This is a genomic window from Solimonas fluminis, from assembly GCF_002930645.1.
Taxonomy (GTDB): domain Bacteria; phylum Pseudomonadota; class Gammaproteobacteria; order Nevskiales; family Nevskiaceae; genus Solimonas_A; species Solimonas_A fluminis.
Genome location: NZ_PSNW01000010.1, coordinates 40397 through 60810, shown reverse-complemented (window position 1 = coordinate 60810; position 20414 = coordinate 40397). Strand labels below are relative to the sequence as shown.

The following is a 20414-nucleotide window of genomic DNA, read 5'->3' as shown; positions in this document are numbered from 1 at the left end:
TTAACTAGCGCAGCGAGTGGGCGGCGGATTCGACCTCTCTTGCAGCAGCTGCGCAGGCATAGGAAGGAAAAAGGCGGGCCAGTGATGGCCCGCCTTTTTTCCGTCCGCTCTCTGCCCGCCTCCTTCTCCCACCGGCGGAGGAGAACGGGATGGCACCTCTCCTAGTCGCTTTGCTTCACCCGCTTCTGCAGCGCCTCCGGCGTGAAGTACTCCGCTCCCGGCGTCGCGCCGGCTCCGGGCGACACCAGCCCGGACACCAGGTAACGGCCGATATCGAACTGGTAGACCAGTTCCGCCGAGGCCACCGTGGCCTTGAGCTGCGGGTCATAGCCGAGGTGCGCCTCCTGGAACTGGTAGGCCTGGTCGTAGACGTCCAGCAGGTCCACCGCGGCGATCTGCCAGCTGTCCTCGTCGATGTAGAAGATGCGCTTTCGCACCGGATGGGCGGAGCCCTTCTTCAGCGCTGCCTCGACCACCCAGACTCGGTGCAGCTCGTAGTGCGGCCAGGCCTGGTCGATATGCCAGGGCTTCACCAGCCGGCTGAAATCCCCCTTGTCGGCACCGGCAACGCTGCGCGGGCTGTTGTAGGGAATCAGCAGCTCACGCTTGCCGGCCAGCTTCCAGCTGTAGCGCTCCAGCGTGCCATTGAACATGTCCATCTGGTCGTAGAACTGCAGGCCCTCGGCACCCGGCGTGAAATTGTCACAGCAGGCATTGGGTTCGCGGCGCATGCGCGGCTGCTTCTGGCTGGCGATCCAGGCCATGCGGCCCTCGGTGCCGGTACCGCTGCGCTCTCGGATCAGCAGTTCCGTACCCGCCAGCCGCGGCGGCGCCAGGGTTTCGGTGGCGAGCTGCCAGAGATCGCGGCTGTTCGGATCCAGCAATTGCGGACGTCCCGGGTTGGCGTAGCTGAAGCGGAAGTCCTCGCGCACCCGCGTGGCCTGGAACTGGCCCTTGGGATCCACCACGAGGTTGTTGTTGATGCGCGACAGGGTCTCTCCGCGCCAGCGCAGCTTGTGGTTCCAGATCGCCTCGGCGCCGCTCTTGGGAATCGGGAACGGAAAGCCGGCCATGCAGCCTTCGGGGTCGTCGCTGCCGACGAGCTTGCAGCGCTGGGCGTTGAGCAGGCTGGCCTTCTCGATGGTCTCCGGCCAGCGCACCGTGCGGCGCGAGGGATACACGCGCATGGAGTAGGTGTTGTACTCCTGCAGCAGCTTCATGTGCCCTTCCGTGAGCCAGTCACGGAAGCGGTTCATGTTGTCGATGGTGATGACGAACATCGGCGCACCCGGCTCGGCATCGCCCAGTTCCATCAGCTTGCCGGCAGCGGCCTGCTGGCCACGGTCGAGCACCCAGGCCGGTAGCGTTCCGTCGGCATTGCCGGCGCGCTCGGCTCCCACGGGCGTGAGGCTGGCGCCCAGGGTCGCGTATTCGGCGGCAGGCACCGCCGCCAGCACCGGGGCCACGGCAAAGCCCAGGCCCAGGGCCAGCAAGGCCCGCGACAGGGTTCTCATCGTTGTTCTCCTCCCGGGCGTCCATCGGCCGGAAGAGGCTCGAGGCGCATTCGTAGTAATGCCCCGGGATTCTGCCACCAATGCAACAGTGGCCAATGGCTTTCTCGACAGCCGCGCCTGTCAGCCCTGCCGGCGCCGTCCCTTGCGCCGCGGGGCCGGGGCCGCCCGCCCCTGCGCGACTTCCCGCAGGAAGTCGCTGATCTCGGGCCAGACCCGCTCGGGGTGGAGGCGCATTTCCAGGATGTGCCGGGCGGGCAGCAGCCGGGCCCCGGGAATCTGGCGCGCCAGGGACTCGGAATCCCGGTAGCCATGCAGCTTGTCGCCGCCATGGCCGATCACCAGGGTCGGTACGGAAATGGCCCGGCGCATCGCCACCGGCGGCACCAGGGGCCCCACCAGCACGCCATGCAGGATTGCCGCCACGTTGCGCGGCGGCAGGCTGGCGGCGCTGTGCAGCGTCGCCAGCAGGTCGTTGCGCGGCCGCTTCATGGCGGCGAAGCGCCTGGCCATCCAGGCATAGGGCCGCTCCGCGTAGCGCGTAGCGATCAGCACCGGGCCCAGCAGGAAGGCTGCCCAGGGCATGGACCACTCCATCACCGGCATCTCCAGGAACAGCCCCAGCAGCCGCTGCGGCGCCTTCTGCGCGACATGCAGGGCGGTGATCGAACCCAGCGACATGCCGCCGACCAAGGCCTTGTCGATGCCGAAATGATCCAGCGCGGCGATCACCTGGTCGGCATAGAACTCGGCGCGATGCTCCTTGGGGTCGGTGGTGCGGTCGCTGCGGCCGTGGCCCAGCAGGTCCAGCAGGATCACGCGGTAACCCTCGGCGGCCATGCGCCGGGCGATGCCGCGATTGATGCCGGCATCCAGCAGGATGCCGTGCACCAGCAGTGCCGGCACGCCGCCGGCCTCGCCCCAGGTCTCATAGGCCAGGCGGTACTGGCCATAGGCCAGATAGCCGCTGCGCACCGGCGCCAGCGCGGGCTGGCCGGACTGCTTCCTGCTCATTGACGGGCTCCCCGGCCGTTCTGCGGACGGCTCATTGCAATGGATACGGCCCGCAGTCTGTCGCCTGCGCCGCCCGCCGGCCTTGGTGCCGGCGACAGCCGGGGCTGGCGCGGCGGCGCTGGTCAGCCGCGCAGGAAGGCCATGCAGCTATCGGTCACGGCCTCGATCGGCGCACCGAAGCCGGTGGACACCCAGCGCGTGCCGATGAACACCATGGCGCCGAGCACGCCCGTGGCCACCAGGCCCTTGCTCGCACGGCGCGGCAGGTCCCACTGCTTCTGCAGTTCGAGCAGCGGACCGAACTCAGGCCCCAGGGTCAGCATGAAGCGGTTGGCCAGGCGGTCCATGTCCAGGCCGATGCCGTAGATCTCGATCATCAGGATGCGCGTGACGCGCGCATCCTTGCGCAGGAACTCCAGGTAGGCGCGCACCATCCGCCGCGCAAGCTGGGCGGGGTCGTCGCGCGGGCCCGTCAGCAGGGCGCCCCGCAGTTCATCGACCAGGCGCTGCAGCAGCACCTCCACCATCGCCGCCATCAGTTCGTCGAGATCGGCGAAGGACTCGTAGAAGTAGCGCGGCGTGTAGCCGGCGGCGGCGCAGATATCGCGCAGGGAGACATGGCGGATGCCGCGGGTGCCGAAGGCCTCGATGGCGGTCTCGATCAGCTTCTGCTGGCGCTCCGCGCGGCGCGCCTCTTCGCTGACGCCGCGGTAGGTGCGCCCCGACCCGCCGGACAGCGCCTGTGTCTGCTTTGACATTGACAACGATCGTTACCGGATGATTTGATAACGGACGTTATCACATATGCCCGGCAAGACCAGCACCCGATGAGCACCGCGCCGTGGGGCGACTTCCATGTGCAGGCCCTGCTGCCCCTGGCTGCGGACGGCGGCCACTGCTCGCTGCTGCGCGTCAGCCTGCCCGGACAGGACGGCGGCGTGCCGCTGGTGATGCTGCCGGGCATGTTCAGCAACCGCCACTTCTGGCTTTCGCCCAAGGGCGTGGGCCTGGCCGGCTTCCTCTGCCGCGCCGGCTACGAACCCTGGCTGGTGGAGCGCCGCGGCATTGGCCTGGCCGCCGGCTCCCCCGGCCGCCGCGGCCTGCAGGAGCACATCGGGCAGGACCTCCCGCAGGTTCAGGCCGCGGTGCATCACCACAATCCGCGCCCGGCATTCTGGTTCGGCCATTCCTTCGGCGGCGTCATGGCGACGCTGGCCGCGGCCCAGACCCTGGATACAGGCATGGTGGCCGGCCTGGTGCTGTTCGCCGCGCAATGCGAGGTCGGCAAGAACGGCCTGACGCCGCCCTACAGCCTGTTCACGCGCGGACTGTCGCGCCTGCTCGGGCGCTTCCCTGCCCGCAGCCTCGGCATGGGCCCGGAGGACGAGCCCCCCGCCGCGATCGACGATGCCTGCCGCATCGTCACCGCGGCACAGCGCGATGGCAGCATGGCGCCGCGCCTGCAGCCGCTGCGCTGCCCGGTGCTGGGCTTCGGAGGCGGCGCGGACCGCGTCGACCCGCCCGAGGGTTGCGAACGCTTCATCGGACATATGAGTTCCGGCGACAAGACCTGGGTGCTGCTGTCGCGCGCCCAGGGCTATTCGCAGGACTACGACCACCCCGGCATCGTCGTGTCGCGCGCCGCGCAGGACGAGGTCTGGCCGCAGGTACAGCGCTGGCTGCAGTCGCGCCACCGATAGCCGCCCGCGGTCCGCCTTCCAGACAGCCCACCGGCCATCCAGATTTCCTTTCCAAGCGGAGTTCACCATGTCGAATCCCTACCCTCACCTGCTGCAGCCGCTCGATCTCGGCTTCACCCAGCTGCGCAACCGCGTGCTGATGGGTTCCATGCACACCGGCCTGGAAGACGGCAAGAAGAACCTGCCGCGCATGGCCGCCTACTTTGCCGAACGCGCCCGCGGCGGTGTCGGACTGATGGTCACCGGCGGCTATGCCCCCAACATCGAGGGCTGGCTCTATCCCTTCGCCTCCAAGATGAGTACCCGCGGCGCGGCGCGCGACCATCGCCAGGTCACCGACGCGGTCCACGCCGAGGGCGGCAAGATCGCGCTGCAGATCCTGCATGCCGGCCGCTATGGCGTGCATCCGCTTTCGGTCTCGGCCTCGGCGATCAAGTCGCCGATCACGGCCATCGGCCCGCGCAAGCTCTCGTCCTGGGGCGTGGAGCGGCAGATCCGCGCCTTCGTGCGTTGCGCCCTGCTGGCCCGCGAGGCCGGCTATGACGGCGTCGAGGTGATGGGCTCCGAGGGCTACTTCATCAACCAGTTCCTGGTCACCCACGTCAACAAGCGCAACGACGAATGGGGCGGCTCCTGGGAGAACCGCATGCGCCTGCCGGTGGAGATCGTCTCGCGCATGCGCGAGGCCGTGGGCCGCGACTTCATCATCGTGTACCGCCTGTCGATGCTGGACCTGATCCCCGACGGCCAGAGCTGGGAAGAGGTCGTGCAGCTGGCCAAGGCCATCGAGCGTGCCGGCGCCACCATCATCAACACCGGCATCGGCTGGCACGAGGCGCGCGTGCCCACCATCGCCACCTCGGTGCCGCGCGGCGCCTTCGCCTGGGTCACCGAGCGCATGAAAAAGGAGGTGCGCATCCCGCTGTGCACCACCAACCGCATCAACGACCCGGCCGTGGCCGAGAAGATCATCGCCTCGGGCCAAGCCGACATGATCAGCATGGCGCGTCCGCTGCTGGCGGATCCGGAGTTCGTCAACAAGGCGGCGCAGAACCGCGCGCAGGAGATCAACACCTGCATCGGCTGCAACCAGGCCTGCCTGGACCACACCTTCAAGCTCAAGACCGCCTCCTGCCTGGTCAACCCGCGGGCCTGCCACGAAACCGAACTGGTCTACCGCCCCGCCGCACAGAAGAAGCGCATCGCCGTGGTCGGCGCCGGGCCTGCGGGCCTGGCGGCATCCACCGTGCTGGCCGAGCGCGGCCATGAGGTGGACCTCTACGACGCCGCCGCCGAGATCGGCGGCCAGTTCAACATGGCCAAGCGCGTGCCGGGCAAGGAAGAGTTCCATGAAACCCTGCGCTACTTCGGCAACAAGATCGCCAGCACCGGCGTGAAGCTGCACCTGAATACGCGGGTGGACGCGGATTTCCTGGCCTCGAAGAAGTACGACGAGGTGATCCTGGCCACCGGCATCAGCCCGCGCACGCCGAAGATCCCCGGCGTGGATCATCCCAAGGTGCTGTCCTACATCGACGTGCTGCGCGACAGGAAGCCGGTCGGTCCGCGCGTGGCCGTGATCGGTGCCGGCGGCATCGGCTTCGACATTTCCGAGTACCTGGTCTTCGAGGAAGGCCATTCCCCGACGATGAACCTGGAGGAGTGGAACAAGGAATGGGGCGTGGGCGATCCGAGCCATTCGCGCGGCGGCGTGGTGCGCCCGCAGATCACTCCCCCCGCCCGCAAGGTCACGCTGCTGCAGCGCAAGGCCGAGTCCCTGGGCAAGCGCCTGGGCAAGACCACCGGCTGGATCCACCGCGCCTCGCTGAAGATGAAGCAGGTGGAGATGATCGGCGGCGTCAACTACGAAGGCATCGACGACCGCGGCCTGCACATCACCTTCGGCGAGAAGCGCGAGAAGCCGGCGCTGATCGAATGCGACAACATCATCCTCTGCGCCGGCCAGGAACCGCTGCGCGAACTGCAGGAGCCGCTGAAGGCGGCCGGCGTGAAGGTCCACCTCGTCGGCGGCGCCGACGTGGCGGCGGAGCTGGACGCCAAGCGTGCCATCAACCAGGCCAGCCGGCTGGCGGCGACGCTCTGAGTGGAGTGCGGTCCAAGGGGTGCCGGCCGTGGGCCGGCACCCCTTTTTTCATGTCCGCGGCGGCAAGCGCGCACCCTGCCGCCGCGCCCATTCCAGCCAGCGCGCGCGCTGGGCCGGCGTGGCGCTGCGCACCGCGCCGAAACTCTTTACCCGCACCGGGCGGATGCCGCAGAACTCCAGCACGGTGCGCCGCATCTGTTCGTGGCCGGGCTGGCGGTAGAACCAGCGGTAGTACCAGGGCGGCGTGTCCATGGTGACGATGAGCTGCGCACTGCGCCCGGCCAGCAGCCGGTCCCACCAGACCGAATCACGGCGGTAGCGGAAGGCAAAGCCAGGCAGCAGCACGCGGTCCAGGAAACCCTTCAGCAGCGCCGGCATCGCCCCCCACCAGACCGGATAGACGAAGACCAGATGCCGTGCCCACAGCAGCTCCTGCTGCGCCGACACCAGATCCGGCTCAAGGGGCTGCGAGCCGCGATAGCCCTGGCGCAGCACCGGGTCGAAGCTCATGCGCCCCAGATCCAGCCGGCGCACTTCCGCCCCGGACTGCAGCGCGCCCGCCGCGTAGCTCGCGGCCAGCGCATGACAGAGGCTGTCTTCGGCGGGGTGCGCGAGGATGATGAGGACGCGTGGACTCAAGGGGCGGCTCCGGTGGCGGGAACCGGAGCTTGCAGCCTGCCCCTAGGGGCAGAGTCAAGCCGCCCGGCGTACCGGTGCCGCCGCGCATTCCCCGCCGCCACCGCCAAGACAGGCGCGGGTTTCCGCCTCCACCGCCTGCAACTGCAAGTCCAGCGCCTGCAGCCGCTGGATGTCCGCCGCGACCTGCCGGCGCCGCTCCAGCAGGGCAGCCAGCACCCGGGACCAGTCGGGCTCGCCATCGGCCGGATAGAGGCCGCGCAACTCCGCCAGGCGGAAACCCAGGGCCTGCGCCTGGCGTACCAGGCGCACGAACATCAGGTCGCGCTCGCTGTAGCGGCGATAGCTGCCCTGTCGCGGGACCGCCGGGAGAATCCCCAGAAGCTCATAGTGGCGGATGGCCTTGGGCGTAGTGCCTGCCTGCCTTGCGATATCGCCGATCCGCATGTCGCGCTCCACCTGGGATAGGCGCGGATTATCGCCTCAGAACAGCATCTGCAGGATCATGCGCGCCTGCTCGACCGTATCGCCGCGATGATTGTCGATGCTGCGGCCGGCCAGGCCATGCAGTTCCAGGTCGCGCATCAGCCTGTACTTGAGGCCGAGGTTGGCGCGCACCTGGCGGCGGTGAATGTCGTCGGCCGGCGAATCCTCCACGATCTCGCCGCCCAGTTTGAGCCGCGGCGTCACCGTGACCAGGGCCAGTGCGCCCAGCAGGATGTCGTCGTCCTGCCCACCGAAGGCATGGGTATAGCCGAGTTGCCCCTCGAGGCGCAGGCGCCCGGCCTCGTAGGCTGCCAGCAGCGGCAGGGCCAGCTTCCAGCAATTGGCCCCGAGGCCGCTGCCGTCATCGGCCGTCGGGATTCCCAGCTTGGGTTCGACGCCCAGGGCCAGGCGCGAGAGCGCAGCCCGGTTCTCGTAGAAGCGCCATTTGAAGCCGGCCTTGCTGTCGGCCAAACCCTCGCGGGCGCGGTCGCCCCCATCGCTCTCGACGCGGCCGTAGCCGCTGGAAACGTTGGCGTGCAGCCCAGGCCGCAACGGCAGGTCCACCGACAGCGAGGGCATGGCCCAGGTGGTCTTGCTGCCATCGTCCTTCCAGCCCAGCTGCGGCTCCGTCTTCAGCCGGGTGCTGGGATCGGGGCTGCTGGTCTCGAAGATGCCGGCCTGCGCGGCAAGCGGCATCAGCGCGGCGAGAAGCAAGGCAGGCGTACGTGGAGGGCGGCGGATCATGATCGGGCTCGGGGAGACAGCCCGATCGTAGCGGCCGCCGCGTCAACGCCAGGTCAACGCCACGGATGCGGGCGCGCCCCCGGCTCAGCCCGCACGCGGCGACGGCGCCCCCAGGCGGGCCAGCAACTGCACCAGCAGCCAACCCAGTGTGGTGACCGTGCCCAGCCAGATCAGCAGGGCCGGCCATTGGCCCAGCAGCACCAGTGCCGCCCCGGGCAGAAGCGTGCCCCAACCCAGCAGCTGCCGCTCCCGGCCGGGCTTGGGTACGGGGCGGCGCAGGCTACGCAGGCGCTTGGGGTCACGCAGGGCGATGGGCAGAAGCAGCAGCAGGCTGATCAGGCTGGCGACGGCAGCGAAGGCGTAGGTGCTCATGCTTCCACCGCTTCGTCGAGTTCCTCATCCGCCGCCGCATTCTCCGCGTGCCGGCGCGACGCGGAGAGCAGGCACAGCAGTCCGCCGACGGCAAAGGCGATGTCCAATGCCAGCACCGTATGCAGGCCGGATTCGAAGGCCAGCGGCCACCCCGCCCCGCCGCTCAGCAGGCGCAGCGCCGGCAGCAGCAGCAGGGCCAGGCCGGTCAGCCCCAGCAGGATGCGGCGTGCCAGCGTCAGGCTGCGCAGGCCCCAGGCGATGCCGGCGGCGGCCAGCGCCACCAGCAGGAAGACCGTCATCATCGGCCCGTGGACCAGCTCGCCGGCGGCGCGCAGCGGAAAGAAAGCGTAGGCCGGTGCCGCCAGCGCCAGCGGCAGGCCGTAACCCACCCAAACGGTGGCCCGTGCCAGGTGCCGCCAGCCGCGCTGCTCGCGCCGGCGCAGCGTCCACAGCATCAATCCGGTGATCGTGACGTAGGCGCCGGCAAAGCCCAGGGCGAACCAGGCCGCCTTGGAGAACACACCGGCGAAGTTGCCGAAATGCAGCGGCCCCATCAGCTCGAACAGCGCACCGCCGGTCGATGGCTGCAGGCCGAGACTGGGCTTGGCGTAGCGGAACTCGCCGGTGGCACCGCTGTAGACATAGGTCGGCCCGAGCAGCTTGCCCTCGGGGTACTGCATGAACATCGTCACCAGGGAGTCGGCGCGCCCCCAGTGCTGCACGGTGATGAAGTTCAGCGCGGCGTCGGTGCGGCCGCGGACGTCGGCGATCATGCGATCAAAGTCCGCCACCGGGGCCGGTGTCTTGTCTTCCTTCGGGGGATTGCCGATGACCGTCTCGATCATCTTCTCCTGGTCGCCGCCGAACACCACCATCGCCACCGCCGGGATGCCGAAGGCGCTGCCGAAGCTGAAGTAGCTGCCGGTGAAGGCCAGGATGAAGGCGAACGGCAGGTTCCAGGTGCCGGCGATGACATGCGTGTCGCGCGCCGACAGCAGCTTCTCCTTGTGCCGACGCAGCGTGAACAACTCCTTGATCAGATGGCGGTGCACGACGAAGCCGGTGATCGCCGCCACCAGCATGGCCAGGCCCAGCACGCCGGTCAGCAGCAGCCCCCAGGGGTTCGGCAGGTGCAGGCGCACATGCAGTTCCACCATGAAGTCGCCCAGCGCATTGGCGCGGTCGCCGGCATCCACGTCCTCGTCGGTGCCCTCGCGGCGCTCGATCAGGGTCTGCGTGTTCGGATCGAACTCGGCGGCCACGCCGCGCTCGCGCGGCTTGCCGTCCTCATCGGTCTCGTGCTTGTGGAAGAAGGCGTAGAGCCGGTCCCCGGCGCGCGGGAACACGAACATCTCCTCGTGATACTGGGGATCCACCGTGGCGGCGAACTCGCGCAGCATGCGGTCGGTGCCAGGCCTGAAGGGATCCGCCACCGGCTGCGCGAGCGGGCTGGACCAGTCGCCCAGCTCCTTGGCGAAGACCGAGGCGACGCCGGTGAGGATCACCGCGTACAGCAGCAGGCCCAGGAACACGGCCGACCAGCCGTGCACCGCCAGCAGGGATTTGTTGCGCTCCTGCGACAGCTTGATCACGAGGCACCCGCCCCTGCGGCCTTGGCCGCTTGCATGGTCTGCATGACGTAGAGGCCGATCACGGCGAGGTGAACCAGCGACAGTCCGCCGATCACTGCCCAGGCGCGCGCCAGGCTGCGGTCCAGGTAGGCATAGAAGAACAGCCCCGCCCAGATCGCCGGGAACAGCACGATCGGCATCACCAGGTTGTCGATCTGCGCCGCGCCCTTGGGCAGCCATAGCGCACCGCCGCACATGACCAGCGCGGCGCAGAGGAAAACCACCGGACCGGCCAGCGCGAAGCGCGACCAGAAACGGCGGCGGACAGCAGGATCGGAGACGGACACGGCAGGGCTCAGCGCGGGCAGCGGCGGGAGGAGTCTGAATTGTAGGTGAGAATCATTTCCATGTTAACCGCAGCGCCTCGCTCTTCAGGCCCATGCGGCCAGCAACGGCGCCAGTGCGAGCGCCAGCCCTGCAAATCGCAGGCATGCACGCGGCCGATATGGCAGTGTCAGCACCAGGGCGATCCCGGAAACCGCCAGGCAGGCGACCCAGGCGACCGGCCCGATGTGCCAACCCTGCGCGCAGACAGCCGCGCCGAGCCCCAGCAGCAACAGCACTCCCCCACCCGAACGCAACAGGGCGGACGCCCGCCGGCCCAACTCGCGCTGCAGCAGCGGGCGCTGGTGGCGCGTCATCGCCAGGCACAGGGCCATCCAGCCGGCATAGACCAGCATCAGCGCCGCCAGCATCATGCCGCCGCCTCCGGCAACGGCCTTGCCGGGCGCGCACGCGGCAGCGCCGGCTTCACCGAGGCGATCCGGTAGCCTGCCCAGGCCAGCAGCGCGGCGAAAGCCAACGCCGCGAGTTCAACGCCGGCGACCGCCCCCCGCCCCTGCAGCAGGGCCTGCGGCAGGGACAGCCCACCGGAGAACCGCACCGCGAAAGGCAGCAGCGCCAGCAGGATCGCCGCCAGCCACAACTGCTCGCGCCAGGCCGCGACACGCGGGCGCAGCAGCGCATGCGGCAGGCACAGCAGCCAGGCACCGAAGAACCACTGCCGTTCCGCCAGTGCGCGCTCGGCCAGTTCCGCCGGCAGCAGGCGGTTGGCCCAGAGCAGCACGGCCGTCGCCACCGCCATGCCGGCAATGCCCGCCACGTTCAGGGACTCCGCGGCCCGATAGCCGACCGCGGCATGGGTGGCGCCATGCTGCTCGCGCCGCTTGGCGCCCCAGACCACCGCGCCGCTGGCGATCACCAGGCAGCCCATCGCTCCCATGACGAACAGCAGCCCGCGCAGGAAAGGTTCGGCGAACCAGGCCACGTGCAGGCCGTACATCGCGCCGTAGGTCACGGCGCCGGGTGCGCTCTGCTCCTGCGCCGCGATCAGTCGCCCGGTGACGCCGTCGAAACGCATCACCGGCTCGATGCGTGCCGTGATGCCGGTGCCGCGGCGGCGGGCCACGTCGATCACGGCGGCGATATCGCCCGGATGGTGGATCGTCACGGAGCCCGGTGCCGCCCCCTGCCAATGCCGGCGGGCCTGCTCCAGCAACGGCGCCAGAGCGGTGAGCGTCGCCGGCTTGCCGCTGCGCGCCTCCGGGGGCTCCTGCCGCGGACTGATCTCGCTGAGGAAGCGCTCGCTGTCGATACCCCCGGCGATCATGCCGGCCGGCATGTAGACGTAGGCCAGGGTCAGCAGGCCGCTGTAGGTGATCGTCAGCAGGAACGGCAAGGCCATGACGCCGGTGGCGTTGTGGACATCCAGCCAGGCCCGCGGCTTCGACTTGCCGGGCCGGAAGGTGAAGAAGTCCTTGAAGATCTTCTTGTGGATCACCACGCCGGTGATCAGGGCCACCAGCATCATCAGCGTGGCCATGCCGACGATCCAGTAGCCGGTGCGCTTGAGCATCAGCGAGAAGTGGAAGTTGCGGAAGAAGCTGCCGCCGACCGTCTCGCGCGGCTCCAGGGCCCTGCCCGTCGCCGGGTCCAGCACCACCACGGCCTTGCGGTCGAACTTGCCGTGGTTCCAGCGGGCCTCGATCACCGGATCGCGCGGCCCGGGCAACGCGATCGTCCAGCTCCTGGCCTGCGGCGCGCGCTGCTGCAGCACGGCCAGGGCCGCCGCCAGCCCGTCGTCGCCGCCGCGCTGCGCCTGGTGCAGTTCCGGCTGCATCCACAGCGTCAGCTCCTCGCGGTAGAACGACAGCGAGCCGGCGAAGAACACCGCGAACAGCAGCCAGGTGCAGAGCAGCCCGCCCCAGGTATGCAGCCAAGCCATCGACTGGCGGAAACCCTGCTTCATGCGGTCCACCCCGGCGCGGCAAGGACCGCCGCCAGCAGCAGCGCCGGCACCAGCAGCCCGGTCCAGGCGCGCAGTGCATGGCGGGCCGCAAAGGCCCACATCACCGCCAGCGCGTAGACCAGGAAGGACAGCATGGTGCCGACCAGTACCGCCTCGCTGCGTTCCATCGGCAGGTGCAGCGCCAGGACCGCCGCCAGCAGCGCGCTGACGGCGTATCCTCCCAGCAGCGCGGCCAGCAGCCGCGAAAGCACGGCGCCCCGCTCGCGCCAACTGCCGTCGCGCCGTGTCGTCATGCCGCGATCAGAAGGAACCGCGCAAGACCAGCGAGAAGTTCAGCGGCTCGCCGTAGAAGGCTTGCCGCGTCACGCCGCTGACCTTCTCGTAGTATTTCTCGTCGAAGAGATTGTCAGCCGTCAGGGTGGTCTGCCAGTGCGGTGTGATCTGGTAGCCGACCAGCGCTGAGACCACTGTATAGGCGGGAGCTTCAAAGCGAACGGCACCGCTCTGGTTGTAGAAGCGGCTCAGAGCCCTGACGCCGCCACCGATGCTGAAATCCTTCAACGCTCCGCCGGTGAATCGGTACAAACTCCACAGGTTGCCCGTATGCCGAGGGGTGAAAGCCGCAAAGGTCTGGCCAGTCTGGGCAGTGGTCGCGCCGCGCAGGTACTCGGTGTCGACGTAGGCATAACCCAAGGTCAGCTCCCAACCCGGCAGGATGCTGCCCGCCAGTTCGGCCTCGAATCCCTGGCTCTCGACCTCGCCTGCCGAGATCGAGGGGTTTGCAGGCGCTCCCGTCGGCAGGGGACTCGGAGCATTGGGATCGGCGATAGCGCGATCCCTATCCCGGGTGCGGAATACTGCGAGTTGCGCATTCAACCGGTCCTGGAGCAGTTCGGCCTTGATACCGGCCTCATATTGCAGCCCCGTCCGCGGAGGCAGCGGCGAGTTGTCGAGCGTGACGTTGTTCTGGGGCTGAAAGATCTCAGCCCAGCTGGCGTAGAGGGAAATTTCCCGCGACAGATCGAATATCAGTGCCGCATACGGCGTGAACTCGGACTTCTCGTCATAGTCGGCAGTCTTGGCTCCTGTCAGCCGGTTGTACGACTGCGATTCCCACCAGCTGAGACGTCCGCCACCCACCACGGTCGCCCACGCAACGGGTTTGATGCGCAGTTGCGTGTACGCACCGTACTGCCGGGTCTCCGTACCGCTGAGGCTGTTGAATACCCAATCCGGCTGCACAACCGCATGGTCCGGATTGAAGACATTCATCGTCGCGGTATTGGCGAAGGCCGTGGATTTCGCCGTTTCCTCCTGTTTGCGCCAGTCCAGGCCCACGACGAGGTTGTGCTTCAGCCCCCAGGCTTCGAACGGCAGGCTGGCATAGGCGTCCGCACTGAGGTTCTCGCGATCCGGGCTGTAGATGCCGGTCTGCAGATTCACGTTGCCATTGGCATCGACCGCACTATTGGCGCGCGCGACCCGGTACAGCATGTAGCGGTCCAGCTTGCGCACGGCGGCCTTGAGATAGCCGCCGTTGTCCAGGCGATGCTCAACCTCGGTGAAGAGGTCGGTGGACTCCAGTTCCTGCTTGTTCCAGTCGGCGCCGATGAAGGTCGAACGGGGCACGTCCAGCAGCCGGCCATCGGCATAGGCCGGCAGGCCCTGGTCGATCACCGCATCGACGTCCTGCCAGGCGATACCGGCCGACAGCGTCGTGGACTGGGCGAGGTCGTACTCCAGCGTGCCATAGACCATCTGGCGGGTGGAGCCGACGACATCCACGAAGGAGTCCTGGTGATTGTAGGCGCCGACGATGCGGCCGCGCAGGTGGCCGTCGGCGGTCAGCGGACCGGTGGCGTCCAGCTCGGTGCGGTAGCTGTCCCAGCTGCCGACCGTCACGGCGCCGCCGTACTGGGCATGGGCCAGCGCACGCTTGCGTACCAGGTTGATCACGCCGCTGGGCTCGCCCGAGCCCTGGAACAGGCCGCCGGGACCGCGCAGGATCTCGACCCGGTCGTACATCGCGGTGTCGAACTCGACGACGTTGCCGGTGGCGCCGAAGTTGATGCCGTCGAGCTGGATCGCATCGACCTGGTAGCCGCGGATGTAGTAGTTGTTGAAGTTGCCGGCGCCATCGAAGCGCTGCACGTTCACGCCGGTCGCCTGCTTCAGGGCCTTGGGCACCGAGGTCAGGTTCTGGTCCTCGATGCGCTGGCGCGTGATCACGGTTACCGACTGCGGCGTGTCCTTGATCGACTGAGGCGTCTTGCCAAGGGTGACCTGCCGGCTGGTGTAGCTGCCGCTGCCCTCGGTGGTCGGCGTCACCACCGTATCGGTCACGAGGACCGCCGGCAGGGTGACGGCTTCCTCCTTGACGTCCCCGGCCGGCGCCGGCGCGGGAATCTCGGCGGCGGGCGGTACGGCTCCTGCAGGCGCAGGTGCCGCGGCTTCGGCGGCGGGCACCGGATCCTGCGCGGCGGCGGCCGGCGACAGCGCGGCCAGCCCCAGGCCGGCGGCAAGGACGAAATGCGGGCGCAACCGCCCGTGCAGCGTGTTCATGACGAATCCCCGGAAGTGCATCAATGACTTCGGCCGGGGGATGGCTGGTGCGTAGGACTGGCTGCACCGGCGGAAGAGAGGCGGCCATTACATAGGAATGCTTCTCATTTGTAAATTGGAAGCACGATTCACATCCCGCCGGACGTCGGGGAATGCGACAATCCGCGCCCCGTTTTCCTGCCCCGTCCCCCATGCTTCTCGGCCTCAAGAACGTCAGCCTGCGCATCGGCAATACCGTGCTGTTCGACGGCACCGATTTCTCCATCGAAGCCCGCGAGCGCGTCTGCCTCGTCGGCCGCAACGGCGCCGGCAAGTCCACGCTGTTCCGCGTCATCGCCGGCAGCCAGGCCGTGGATGCGGGCGAGGTGATCCGCCAGCAGGGCCTGCGCGTGGCGCAGCTGGTGCAGGACGTGCCCCCCGGTACCGCCGGCACGGTCTACGACGTGGTGGCCGAGGGCCTCGGCGAACTCGGCCGCAAGATCGCCGAGTTCCATCACCTGTCGATGGAGGCCCACAGCGAGGCCGAACTGGAAAAGCTGGGCCGCCTGCAGTCGCAGATCGAGGCGCAGGACGGCTGGTCGCTGGAAAGCCGCGTCCAGGCGGTCATCACCAAGCTGGACCTGCCGGCCGACGCCCCCTTCGCCTCGCAGTCCGGCGGCCTAAAGCGCCGCGTGCTGCTGGCGCAGGCCCTGGTCAGCGAGCCCGACATCCTGCTGCTGGACGAGCCGACGAATCACCTCGACATCCCCAGCATCGCGCAGTTGGAGGAGTTCCTGCTGTCCTTCCGCGGGGCCCTGCTGTTCATCAGCCATGACCGCGCCTTCGTGCGCAAGCTCGCCACCCGCGTCTGCGACCTGGACCGCGGCAAGCTCAGCAGCTGGCAGGGCGGCTACGACGCCTACCTCACCGGCAAGGCCGAGGCGCTGCATGCCGAGGAGCGCCAGAATGCGCTGTTCGACAAGAAGCTGGCGCAGGAAGAGGTCTGGATCCGCAAGGGCGTGGAGGCACGCCGCACGCGCAGCGCCGGCCGCGTCAAGGCGCTCATGGAGATGCGCAACACCTTCGCCCAGCGCCGCAACCGCGAGGGCACCGCCAACATCGTGGTGCAGGAAGCCGAGCGCTCCGGCAAGCTGGTCGCGGAGCTGAAGAACGTCAGCCAGTCCTACGGCGGCCGCAAGATCATCCATAACTTCTCCACCGCGGTGATCCGCGGCGACAAGGTCGGCATCATCGGCCCCAACGGCGCCGGCAAGACCACGCTGCTCAACATCATCCTGGGCAAGCTCAAGCCGGACAGCGGCGAGGTCCGCGAGGGCACCAAGCTGGAGATCGCCTACTTCGACCAGCTGCGCAGCCCGCTGCTGGACGAGGAGAAGACCGCGATCGACGCCATCGGCGACGGCAAGGAATTCGTCGAGATCGCCGGCACCCGCAAGCACGTCTACACCTACCTGCAGGATTTCCTGTTCACGCCCGACCGCGCCCGCTGCCCGGTGCGGGTCCTGTCCGGCGGCGAGCGCTCGCGCCTGCTGCTGGCCCAGCTGTTCTCGCGACCCTCCAACCTGCTGGTGCTCGACGAGCCCACCAACGACCTGGACATGGAGACCCTGGACCTGCTGGAGGAGCGCCTGGTGGAGTACTCCGGCACCGTGCTGATGGTCAGCCACGACCGCGAGTTCCTGAACAACGTCGTCACGCGCAGCCTGGTCTACGAAGGCGGCGGACGCGTGGGCGACTACGTCGGCGGCTACGACGACTGGCTGCGCCAGCGCCAGCACCAGGCCCCGGCCGCATCGCCCCCGCCGAAGCCGGCGGCGGCGCCCTCGCCCGCTCCGGCCGCCGCCGCGCCGGCTTCGCGCCTCAACAGCAAGGACAAGCGCGAGCTGGACCAGTTGCCGGGACGCATCGAGAAACTGGAGAGCGAGCAGACCAGGCTGGCGGCGGAGATCAGTGCCCCCGGCTTCTACCAGCAACCCCGGGAGAACATCGCCAAGGTGGAGCTGGCCCTGGCCAGGACGCAGAAGGACCTGGGCGAGGCCTACGCGCGCTGGGAGGAGCTGGAAGCCCAGCGCTGAAAGCCATGGCCCCGGAAACGGTCGTCAGCCGCTGGTTCGGCCCCGCCTTCGGCGAACTGCATCCGCTGCTGCAGCAATTGCATCGCCATGGCGGCGTGCTGAGCGGCGAGATCGACATCCAGGTCGGCCGCGGACCCGCCGGCTGGATCGGACGGCGGCTGGCGAAGTCCGTCGGCATTCCGGTGGACCTGCCGCGCCGCGGCTTCGAGGTGAGCATCCGGCACACCGGAACGGCGCTGGAGTGGAACCGGCGCTTCGACAACGGCGCCGAGATGCGCTCGCTGTTCGTGCCGGTCGGCACGTGCCGCGACGGCTGGTGGGTGGAAAGCACCGGACCGGTCGAGATGCACCTGACCGTGGACGTGGACCGCGGCGGATGGCTCTGGCGGGTGCTGCGGACCCGCGTCCGCGGCATCCCGGTCCCGCTGTTTCTGATGCCGCGCTCCCGGGCCGGCAAGCGCATCGAGAACGGACGCTACCTGTTCCAGGTCGAGTTTGCGCTGCCGCTGCTCGGCACCGTGCTCCGGTATGGCGGCGCGCTGGAAGCCCGGCCTGGCTGACGGCCGCGCTTGCGCAGGGACCCGGCTCCAGGGTTACAAGGCTGGAATGACTCCTGGGAATACCATGAACCTGCTCGCCCGGCTCGAACGGCCCGCCTTCATCCTGCTGATCGCCGTCGTCGCCTACGCCTGGATCGGCCTGGCGCCGGAATCTCCCCTGCGGCATCCGCTGGTCCCACCCTACTTCGCGACGCTGGCCGCTGTGCTGGTGACCGTGCAGCTGGTGCTGCTGCGCTCGCTGCCGCGGCGCCGGCTGAAACTGGAAAGGCTCGTGCAGGCCCTGTTCCTGGCCGGCATGCCGCTGATCTACCTCTGGGCGGCCTGGCTGGCGGAGGACGCGGCCGGGCTGCGGCTGGAAGCCATCGGTGTCCCGCTGTTCGGAGCCCTGGCGCTATGGGGATACCTGCGTGCGCCGGTCCTGCTCGGCGGCGGCATCCTCGCCCATGGCGTCGCCTGGGATGCCTGGCATCACGGGCACAGCGCCTACATGCCGGACTGGTACGCGCTGGGCTGCCTGCTGGTGGATGTGGCCATGGGCCTGCTGGTCTTCACGCAGCTGCCGGCACACCGCCGGGCCGGGGACTGAAGCAGCCCGGGCAGATGCCGACAGCGGTCGATGGCATGATACGGCGCATTCCAATAACGAGTGCAAGGGGCACCATCGTCCATGTCCGACCCGCGGGCCAAGGCCCTGCTCAAGCTGCAGCGCATGGAGATGGCGGCGATCCGCGCCGTACTGGCGCAGCCGCGCTTCCTGCTGCCTGCCGAATACCATCGCCTGCGCTATGTGCTGGGCCTGGCGCGCCTGCAGGGTTTCGCGCCGGGTGCCGCGCTGGGCGCTCCCTGGCGCCCCGAGGTCGAGCCGGACCCGGGCATCATCGAACCGCTGCGCGAACTGGTGCTGCGCGAGTGGTACAAGCCGCTGCGCCATGAGGACTCTCCCCGCGCGCGCCTGGCCGGCTGCATGGCCTCGCTGGATGCGCTGCATGCCGCAGCCCGGCTGGCGCGCGACAACCTGCTGATCCGCCACGCCGGTCGCTTCACCGCCGGGGAACTCGATGCCGAGGTGGGCCGCAAGTCGCTGGTCACCATCGCGGGCGGCGGCGGCGGTGCAGGCTACGTCTACGTGGGCGCCGCCGCGCGCCTGCGTGCCGAGGGTCGCTCTTCCGACTATCTCGTGGGCTCGTCCATCGGCGCGCTGATCGGCGCCTTCCTGGCCCGCTCCCGCCAGGCCGACATCGAAGCCCTGATGGCCTGGGCCAAGTCGCTGCGCGTGCGCGACATCTTCAGCCGTCCCCACATCGGCGCCACGCATACCTTGCCCGGCATCACGCGCCTGCACCTGCACAGCATGCACCGGATCATGACCCTGCCGGACGGCAGTCCGATGCGGCTGGAAGACCTGGAGATCCCCTACGACTCGGTCGTGGCCGGCATCCATACCCGTGCCTATGAGCATCTGCCCTCCGGCCTGCGCGACTTCACCTCGCCGCTGGCCAGCGGCAAGCGCTTCTCCAAGCGGGTGGCCGAGCGCATGCTGCTGCTCGCCGCCATGGTCAGCCCCAGCGTGGTCAAGCCGATCGTGCTGGGCGGCGACGCGCTGACAAGGCGCCTCCGGGCCGTGGACGCCGTGGGCCTGTCGGCGGCCATTCCCGCGGTGCTGCAGTACGAGCCTCCGGCACGCGATGCGGAGAGCGACGCCATCCTTGCCGCCTTGCGGCAGCAGCACGACGTGGCGCTGTTCGTCGACGGCGGCGTGGCATCCAACGTACCGGCGCGCATCGCCTGGGAGCGCGTGCAGGGCGGACGCATCGGCACGCGCAACGCCTTCTACCTGGCGCTGGACTGCTTCCATCCGCAATGGGATCCCAGCCATCTCTGGCTGTGGCCGGTCACGCAGGCGGTGCAGTTGCAGATGAACTCGCAGAAGCCCTACTTCGACTGGCTGCTGCGTTTCGAACCCACCCTGTCGCCGATCAACCTGCTGCCCTCGCCGCAGGACTTCGACCGCGCCTTCCAATGGGGCTGGAACCAGGCCGACGTGATGCTGCCGTTCCTGTTCAAGGCCCTCGAACCGGTGGACTGGGTGCCGTGAAATACCTGCTCCATGTCGGGCTGCCCGCAGTGCTGCAGGTCGCGCTCACCCTGTTCGTGATGTTCGCCACGCGGGGCAACGGCTCCTTCGTCGGCCTGGCCGCGATGCTGCTCGGAGTCTGGGCGATCCCGGTCACCGCCATCGTCAACTTCGCGCGGGCACGCGCAACGCCCCGCGCCAGTGCTACTTTCTGGATCAGCCTGCCGGTACCGCTGCTGCTGATGCTGATGCTGCTGGCGTCGGTGAGCTTGCGGCTCTAGCGCGTGCGGCGCAGCCAGTCCCAGAACAGCAGCGCAAAGACCAGGTCGCCGCAGGCCAGCAAGGGCAATTCCCAGCCGATGTAGCCCAGGACATGGGGAATGCCGGCGGCCGGCAGCACCAGCAGCTTGCCGATGGCACCGAGTTCCACGTAGGCGCGATACCGCTGCGGCTCCAGCGCAACGCGCGCATAGGCGTAGGCGAACAGGGCCACGAACGCGCCGGAGAGGTTCGACAGCACCACGCTGCCGGGCGTGGCCGCGCCGAGATCCAGGGCCGCTCCGATCTGTGCGCTGGAGGTGAGCAGCCCGGCCGCGACCACGAGATTGAACAGCATCGCCGTGCCGAAGAGCAGGCGCGTGTAGGACGAATCCGCTGGCATGGAGCTACCCCCGTTGAACATGCTCCAGCATAGCAA

21 protein-coding genes are annotated in these 20414 nt (G+C 68.8%); 7 read left to right on the top strand and 14 right to left on the bottom strand.

Features of this window, described 5'->3' with window-relative positions; translation table 11 throughout:
* Nucleotides 1–161: 161 nt before the first annotated feature.
* The 3 genes from C3942_RS16735 to C3942_RS16725 form a co-directional block, all read right to left on the bottom strand.
* A complete protein-coding gene (locus tag C3942_RS16735; protein ID WP_104231508.1) occupies nucleotides 162–1514 on the bottom strand; it encodes a DUF1329 domain-containing protein in 1353 nt (450 codons plus the stop codon).
* 120 nt (nucleotides 1515–1634) lie between these two features.
* The gene (locus tag C3942_RS16730; RefSeq protein WP_104231507.1) at nucleotides 1635–2525 is read right to left on the bottom strand and encodes an alpha/beta fold hydrolase; all 891 of its coding nucleotides are present in this window, start codon (nucleotides 2523–2525) and stop codon (nucleotides 1635–1637) included.
* Nucleotides 2526–2647: 122 nt separating this feature from the next.
* The gene (locus C3942_RS16725; protein WP_104231506.1) at nucleotides 2648–3283 is read right to left on the bottom strand and encodes a TetR/AcrR family transcriptional regulator; all 636 of its coding nucleotides are present in this window, start codon (nucleotides 3281–3283) and stop codon (nucleotides 2648–2650) included.
* 69 nt (nucleotides 3284–3352) lie between these two features.
* Here C3942_RS16725 and C3942_RS16720 point away from each other — a divergent pair, with 69 nt between their 5' ends.
* On the top strand, nucleotides 3353–4225 hold the full coding sequence (locus C3942_RS16720) for an alpha/beta fold hydrolase (protein WP_104231505.1): 873 nt from the start codon (nucleotides 3353–3355) through the stop codon (nucleotides 4223–4225).
* Between the two features lie 67 nt (nucleotides 4226–4292).
* Nucleotides 4293–6329, top strand: a complete 2037-nt coding sequence (locus tag C3942_RS16715) for an NADPH-dependent 2,4-dienoyl-CoA reductase (protein WP_104231504.1) — start codon at nucleotides 4293–4295, stop codon at nucleotides 6327–6329.
* Between the two features lie 48 nt (nucleotides 6330–6377).
* Here C3942_RS16715 and C3942_RS16710 read toward each other — a convergent pair whose 3' ends face one another.
* The 10 genes from C3942_RS16710 to C3942_RS16665 all read right to left on the bottom strand — a co-directional run bounded on the left by C3942_RS16710 (nucleotide 6378) and on the right by C3942_RS16665 (nucleotide 15008).
* Nucleotides 6378–6968 (bottom strand): NAD(P)H-dependent oxidoreductase, encoded by a 591-nt coding sequence (locus tag C3942_RS16710; protein WP_104231503.1) that lies wholly within the window; start codon nucleotides 6966–6968, stop codon nucleotides 6378–6380.
* Between the two features lie 54 nt (nucleotides 6969–7022).
* A complete protein-coding gene (locus C3942_RS16705; RefSeq protein WP_104231502.1) occupies nucleotides 7023–7412 on the bottom strand; it encodes a MerR family transcriptional regulator in 390 nt (129 codons plus the stop codon).
* Nucleotides 7413–7448: 36 nt separating this feature from the next.
* Nucleotides 7449–8195, bottom strand: coding sequence for a hypothetical protein (locus C3942_RS16700; RefSeq protein WP_133164330.1), 747 nt, complete (start codon nucleotides 8193–8195; stop codon nucleotides 7449–7451).
* Nucleotides 8196–8279: 84 nt separating this feature from the next.
* On the bottom strand, nucleotides 8280–8567 hold the full coding sequence (locus C3942_RS16695) for a hypothetical protein (RefSeq protein WP_104231500.1): 288 nt from the start codon (nucleotides 8565–8567) through the stop codon (nucleotides 8280–8282).
* Nucleotides 8564–10159, bottom strand: coding sequence for a PepSY-associated TM helix domain-containing protein (locus C3942_RS16690; protein ID WP_165797495.1), 1596 nt, complete (start codon nucleotides 10157–10159; stop codon nucleotides 8564–8566). Before C3942_RS16690 ends, C3942_RS16695 begins: the two co-directional genes overlap by 4 nt.
* Complete coding sequence (locus C3942_RS16685) at nucleotides 10156–10485, bottom strand: hypothetical protein (protein ID WP_104231498.1); 330 nt, start codon at nucleotides 10483–10485, stop codon at nucleotides 10156–10158. Before C3942_RS16685 ends, C3942_RS16690 begins: the two co-directional genes overlap by 4 nt.
* 84 nt (nucleotides 10486–10569) lie before the next feature.
* Complete coding sequence (locus C3942_RS16680) at nucleotides 10570–10896, bottom strand: DUF3325 domain-containing protein (protein ID WP_207766125.1); 327 nt, start codon at nucleotides 10894–10896, stop codon at nucleotides 10570–10572.
* On the bottom strand, nucleotides 10893–12446 hold the full coding sequence (locus C3942_RS16675) for a PepSY-associated TM helix domain-containing protein (RefSeq protein ID WP_133164329.1): 1554 nt from the start codon (nucleotides 12444–12446) through the stop codon (nucleotides 10893–10895). The genes C3942_RS16680 and C3942_RS16675 overlap by 4 nt, the downstream gene beginning before the upstream one ends.
* A complete protein-coding gene (locus C3942_RS16670) occupies nucleotides 12443–12739 on the bottom strand; it encodes a DUF3649 domain-containing protein (RefSeq protein ID WP_104231496.1) in 297 nt (98 codons plus the stop codon). The genes C3942_RS16675 and C3942_RS16670 overlap by 4 nt, the downstream gene beginning before the upstream one ends.
* Nucleotides 12740–12746: 7 nt before the next feature.
* Nucleotides 12747–15008 carry a TonB-dependent siderophore receptor gene (locus tag C3942_RS16665; protein ID WP_165797494.1) on the bottom strand — a complete coding sequence of 754 codons (2262 nt, stop codon included), beginning with the start codon at nucleotides 15006–15008 and terminating at the stop codon, nucleotides 12747–12749.
* A 191-nt stretch (nucleotides 15009–15199) separates the two neighbouring features.
* Between C3942_RS16665 and C3942_RS16660 the strand changes: the two genes are divergently transcribed.
* The 5 genes from C3942_RS16660 (at nucleotide 15200) to C3942_RS16640 (ending at nucleotide 19998) form a co-directional block, all read left to right on the top strand.
* A complete protein-coding gene (locus tag C3942_RS16660; protein WP_104231494.1) occupies nucleotides 15200–17083 on the top strand; it encodes an ATP-binding cassette domain-containing protein in 1884 nt (627 codons plus the stop codon).
* Between the two features lie 5 nt (nucleotides 17084–17088).
* Nucleotides 17089–17643: a DUF4166 domain-containing protein gene (locus C3942_RS16655; protein ID WP_104231493.1), complete on the top strand. Its 555-nt coding sequence runs from the start codon at nucleotides 17089–17091 to the stop codon at nucleotides 17641–17643.
* 64 nt (nucleotides 17644–17707) lie between these two features.
* Complete coding sequence (locus C3942_RS16650; RefSeq protein WP_104231492.1) at nucleotides 17708–18229, top strand: hypothetical protein; 522 nt, start codon at nucleotides 17708–17710, stop codon at nucleotides 18227–18229.
* An 81-nt stretch (nucleotides 18230–18310) separates the two neighbouring features.
* Entirely contained in the window at nucleotides 18311–19738 is a 1428-nt protein-coding gene (locus tag C3942_RS16645; RefSeq protein WP_104231491.1) for a patatin-like phospholipase family protein, read from the top strand.
* Complete coding sequence (locus tag C3942_RS16640) at nucleotides 19735–19998, top strand: hypothetical protein (protein ID WP_104231490.1); 264 nt, start codon at nucleotides 19735–19737, stop codon at nucleotides 19996–19998. Before C3942_RS16645 ends, C3942_RS16640 begins: the two co-directional genes overlap by 4 nt.
* Here C3942_RS16640 and C3942_RS16635 read toward each other — a convergent pair.
* Nucleotides 19995–20378: a hypothetical protein gene (locus tag C3942_RS16635; RefSeq protein ID WP_104231489.1), complete on the bottom strand. Its 384-nt coding sequence runs from the start codon at nucleotides 20376–20378 to the stop codon at nucleotides 19995–19997. The two genes, C3942_RS16640 and C3942_RS16635, sit on opposite strands and share 4 nt — an antisense overlap.
* Nucleotides 20379–20414: the final 36 nt, after the last annotated feature.

Coding starts and splice junctions, on each gene's coding strand:
- C3942_RS16735 (WP_104231508.1), bottom strand. CDS start 1,514: ATGAGAACCCTGTCGCGGGCCTTGCTGGCCCTGGGCCTGGGCTTTGCC.
- C3942_RS16730 (WP_104231507.1), bottom strand. CDS start 2,525: ATGAGCAGGAAGCAGTCCGGCCAGCCCGCGCTGGCGCCGGTGCGCAGC.
- C3942_RS16725 (WP_104231506.1), bottom strand. CDS start 3,283: ATGTCAAAGCAGACACAGGCGCTGTCCGGCGGGTCGGGGCGCACCTAC.
- C3942_RS16720 (WP_104231505.1), top strand. CDS start 3,353: ATGAGCACCGCGCCGTGGGGCGACTTCCATGTGCAGGCCCTGCTGCCC.
- C3942_RS16715 (WP_104231504.1), top strand. CDS start 4,293: ATGTCGAATCCCTACCCTCACCTGCTGCAGCCGCTCGATCTCGGCTTC.
- C3942_RS16705 (WP_104231502.1), bottom strand. CDS start 7,412: ATGCGGATCGGCGATATCGCAAGGCAGGCAGGCACTACGCCCAAGGCC.
- C3942_RS16700 (WP_133164330.1), bottom strand. CDS start 8,195: ATGATCCGCCGCCCTCCACGTACGCCTGCCTTGCTTCTCGCCGCGCTG.
- C3942_RS16695 (WP_104231500.1), bottom strand. CDS start 8,567: ATGAGCACCTACGCCTTCGCTGCCGTCGCCAGCCTGATCAGCCTGCTG.
- C3942_RS16680 (WP_207766125.1), bottom strand. CDS start 10,896: ATGATGCTGGCGGCGCTGATGCTGGTCTATGCCGGCTGGATGGCCCTG.
- C3942_RS16675 (WP_133164329.1), bottom strand. CDS start 12,446: ATGAAGCAGGGTTTCCGCCAGTCGATGGCTTGGCTGCATACCTGGGGC.
- C3942_RS16670 (WP_104231496.1), bottom strand. CDS start 12,739: ATGACGACACGGCGCGACGGCAGTTGGCGCGAGCGGGGCGCCGTGCTT.
- C3942_RS16665 (WP_165797494.1), bottom strand. CDS start 15,008: ATGAACACGCTGCACGGGCGGTTGCGCCCGCATTTCGTCCTTGCCGCC.
- C3942_RS16660 (WP_104231494.1), top strand. CDS start 15,200: ATGCTTCTCGGCCTCAAGAACGTCAGCCTGCGCATCGGCAATACCGTG.
- C3942_RS16655 (WP_104231493.1), top strand. CDS start 17,089: ATGGCCCCGGAAACGGTCGTCAGCCGCTGGTTCGGCCCCGCCTTCGGC.
- C3942_RS16650 (WP_104231492.1), top strand. CDS start 17,708: ATGAACCTGCTCGCCCGGCTCGAACGGCCCGCCTTCATCCTGCTGATC.
- C3942_RS16645 (WP_104231491.1), top strand. CDS start 18,311: ATGTCCGACCCGCGGGCCAAGGCCCTGCTCAAGCTGCAGCGCATGGAG.
- C3942_RS16635 (WP_104231489.1), bottom strand. CDS start 20,378: ATGCCAGCGGATTCGTCCTACACGCGCCTGCTCTTCGGCACGGCGATG.